Below are 3,199 nucleotides of genomic sequence, written 5' to 3'. Positions count from 1 at the left end.
GCAGGGGGGTGGAGCGGTTCTTCGGGACTCAGGTCCCCCGGGGCGGGTCATTCGGCGAACGGGCCGCGGGATAGATTCCGATACTTTGAGCGGAACGTGTCGAAAACTGGGAGGGCTCAACTCATGGCCGTACACAAGGCCGGGCGCAAGGCCGTGCGCGTCGCCACCGCGGTGGTCGCCGCGGCGCTGATCGGGGTGGCCGCGTCCGCCTGTGGTCCCGACGACAACGGTGACGGCGGTGGCGCCGGGAAGTCCTCGTCGTCCGCGCCCGAGTCCTCCTCGTCCGCGCCCGACTCGAAGGGGCCCGACTCGAAGGGGCCCGCTTCCATGGGGCCCGCCTCCGTGAAGGGCGGCGTGATCACCGTCGGCGACCCGAAGGCCAAGCATACGGTCAAGGTCTACGAGGACTCGCGCTGCCCGTTCTGCAAGAAGTTCGAGGAGGGCGGGGCGCAGGCGCTGGTCGGGCCGGTCGCCGAAGGCAAGGTCAAGGTCGAGTACGTCATCGCCTCGTTCCTCGACAAGAACCTCGGCGGCAGCGGCTCGGTGAACGCGGCGAACGCGCTGCGGGCGTCGGTGGAGGCGGGCAAGTTCCCGCAGTACCACGCCGCCGTCTTCGCAAGCCAGCCCGAGGAGGAGTCGCACGACGCCTACACCCCGGCCTTCCTGCTGAAGATCGCCGACAAGGTCGACGGTCTGCGGAGCGGCACCTTCGACAAGGCGGTGACCAAGGGGACGTACAAGAAGTGGGTCGGCGAAGCGATGTCGACCTTCACCGACGACGGGGTCCAGGCCACGCCGACCGTTCTCATCGACGGCGAGAAGGCCGAGGGCGAGGCCCTTTACGACCAGGGCGCGTTCGCCAAGGAGCTGAAGAAGGCCGGGATTTCCTGACGTCTCCGGCCGTGGTGCGCGGCCCCGGAAACCCGTGTGCGCGGCCCCGGAAACCTGTCTGCGCGGCCCCGGAAACCCGTGTGCGGGGCCGCGCACGCGTCGGTAGGGTCGCGGGCGTGATCGACATTCGTGTTCCGGACGGGCTGGTCGAGTCGCAGCACCTGTACGCGGGTGAGGCGGGGCGCGCCTTCATCGACGTACTGCCCGCGCGCGTACGGGAGTTCGCCGAGCGCTGGGAGCTGACGCCCGACGGGGAGCCGATGCACGGGCAGGCCGCGCTCGTGCTGCCCGTGGTGCGCGCGGACGGCACGCCCGCCGCGGTCAAGTTCCAGGTCCTCGACGAGGAGACCGAGGGCGAGCCGGTCGCGCTGCGGGTGTGGGGCGGTGACGGGGCGGTCCGGCTCCTGGACCACGACGCGGCGACCGGCACGATGCTCCTCGAACGCCTCGACTCGGGGCGGATGCTGTCCACGATGGCCGACGCCGCTGGTACGCGCGAGGCCGTCCTCGTCATCGCCGGGCTCCTCGCCCGGCTGACCGCGGGGCCGGCCCCGGAGGGCATGCGGCGGCTCGGCGACATCGCGGCTGAGATGGTCGCGGAGCTGCCCGCGGCGCTGAAGGCGATCCCCGACCCGGCCGAGCGGGCGCTCGTGGAGCGGTGCGGGGGCGCGGTGCGCGAGGTCATGGGCGAGGCCGGTGACCGGATGCTCCACTGGGACCTGCACTTCGAGAACGTACTGGCGTCGGAGCGTGAGCCGTGGCTCGCCATCGACCCCAAACCCCTTGCGGGGGACCCCGGTTTCGATCTGTGGCCCGCCCTCGACAACCGCTTCGAACCGGACGACGTGCGGTGGCGGTTCGACGCGATGACCGAGGTCCTGGGACTGGACAGGGAGCGGGCGCGCGCCTGGACGCTCGGGCGGGTGCTGCAGAACGCGCTGTGGGAGATCGAGGACGGGCGGCCGCTGGTGCCGGACGACATGGAGATCGCGCGGCGGCTGACTGGATGGTGAGACGGCGTTGCCCCCGGTGGTCCGCCGCTGGCTAGCCTGCCCCCATGATTCGTACCGCCACGCCTGCCGACGTCCCCCTCATCCACACCCTGGTCCGTGAACTCGCCGCTTACGAGAAGGCGGCCGACGAGGTGAAGGCCACCGAGGAGCAGCTGCGTGAGGCGCTGTTCGGGGAGCGGCCCGCCGCGTTCGCGCACCTCGCGCAGGACGACGAGAGCGGTGAGGTGGTCGGCTTCTGCCTGTGGTTCCTCACCTTCTCGACGTGGCGGGGCGCGTGCGGGATCTACCTGGAGGATCTGTACGTACGTCCTGAGGCGCGCGGCGCCGGGCACGGGAAGGCGCTCCTCGCCGAGCTGGCCCGCATCTGCGTGGAGAGCGGTTACGAGCGGCTGGAGTGGGCCGTCCTCAACTGGAACGAGCCGTCGATCAACTTCTACAAGTCGCTCGGCGCGCGGCCCCAGGACGAGTGGACCGTGTACCGGCTGGCCGACGACGCGCTCACCGCGCTGGGCTCGCCGCGGCCCTAGCCTCTGGTTTTTGGGGTCCTTGGTCTCCTTTGGGGGTCCTTGGTCTCCAGGGTCTCTAGAACTCGTCGACGGTGTGCGGTAGTCGGGTGGTGTGCAGCGCCGCGTCCAGGGCCGTGGCCGTGCCCGGCGTGTGTTCCTGGGCGAGGCCCGCGCGGACCAGGGCGTCGATCGCCGTACCGCCGAGGTAGGCCGCCGCCAGGTCGCGTATGTCGAGGGTGAGGTCCGCGGGGCGGTCCGTCCGTTCGTACGTGCAACCGTCGGGGGACGCCGTCAGGCGGTGGCGGCCCGCGTTGGCCGGGACGCGGTCGTCGCGTACGTCGATGACCGCGTCGACCGGGGCCGCCCAGGAGCGGGCGGTCAGCGCGGCGCGTGCGTCGATGAGGCGGACCCACAGGCCGGGGAACTGGCCCGTGACGCGCACCTGGTCGCGGTCGGCGGCGAAGAGCAGCAGCGGGTCGTCCAGGGGGCGGCCCCAGGCGCGGACCACGCCGGTCAGGTCGATCGAGGCGAGGTAGCGCCAGAGGGCGGCGGCCGCGGCGGGGGTGTCCGCCTCCAGGTCGTCGAGGCGGACGAGGCCGGGGGCGTCGTCGCGGGTCTTGGTGCGGTAGATCGCGTAGCCCGCGATATCGCCGGCCTCGGCGGGGGTGCTGGGGCTGCTGCTGCTGGTGCTGGTGTTCTTCGACGCCTGGCTGCTGTCCACGGGGCGTGGCCGGTACGCCGGCTGCGGTATCGGGCTCGCCGCCGCCATCAAGCTCACCCCGGCCATCT

General features: G+C 71.9%; 5 protein-coding genes. 4 read left to right on the top strand and 1 reads right to left on the bottom strand.

Features of this window, described 5'->3' with window-relative positions:
- Window positions 1–123 precede the first annotated feature (123 nt).
- The 3 genes from GKQ77_RS30635 (at window position 124) to GKQ77_RS30625 (ending at window position 2,431) form a co-directional block, all read left to right on the top strand.
- Window positions 124–891: a DsbA family protein gene (locus GKQ77_RS30635; protein ID WP_219692378.1), complete on the top strand. Its 768-nt coding sequence runs from the start codon at window positions 124–126 to the stop codon at window positions 889–891.
- 116 nt (window positions 892–1,007) lie between these two features.
- Window positions 1,008–1,904: an aminoglycoside phosphotransferase family protein gene (locus tag GKQ77_RS30630; RefSeq protein WP_219692377.1), complete on the top strand. Its 897-nt coding sequence runs from the start codon at window positions 1,008–1,010 to the stop codon at window positions 1,902–1,904.
- Between the two features lie 44 nt (window positions 1,905–1,948).
- Entirely contained in the window at window positions 1,949–2,431 is a 483-nt protein-coding gene (locus GKQ77_RS30625; RefSeq protein WP_219692376.1) for a GNAT family N-acetyltransferase, read from the top strand.
- A 55-nt stretch (window positions 2,432–2,486) separates the two neighbouring features.
- Here GKQ77_RS30625 and GKQ77_RS30620 read toward each other — a convergent pair whose 3' ends face one another.
- Window positions 2,487–3,131, bottom strand: coding sequence for a sterol carrier protein domain-containing protein (locus GKQ77_RS30620; protein WP_504739873.1), 645 nt, complete (start codon window positions 3,129–3,131; stop codon window positions 2,487–2,489).
- Between GKQ77_RS30620 and GKQ77_RS34025 the strand changes: the two genes are divergently transcribed.
- Window positions 3,076–3,199 (top strand): glycosyltransferase 87 family protein (locus GKQ77_RS34025; RefSeq protein WP_308117833.1); only part of this gene is annotated, 124 nt, incomplete at its 3' end. The genes GKQ77_RS30620 and GKQ77_RS34025 overlap by 56 nt on opposite strands.

Origin of the sequence: Streptomyces anatolicus, assembly GCF_019400875.1 — a bacterium.
In the GTDB taxonomy this organism is placed as follows: domain Bacteria; phylum Actinomycetota; class Actinomycetes; order Streptomycetales; family Streptomycetaceae; genus Streptomyces; species Streptomyces anatolicus.
This window is presented reverse-complemented; position numbering and strand designations above follow the sequence as displayed.

Bases quoted from the DNA above. Each gene is read 5' to 3' on its own strand.
- GKQ77_RS30635 (WP_219692378.1), top strand. From the start codon at position 124: ATGGCCGTACACAAGGCCGGGCGCAAGGCCGTGCGCGTCGCCACCGCG.
- GKQ77_RS30625 (WP_219692376.1), top strand. From the start codon at position 1,949: ATGATTCGTACCGCCACGCCTGCCGACGTCCCCCTCATCCACACCCTG.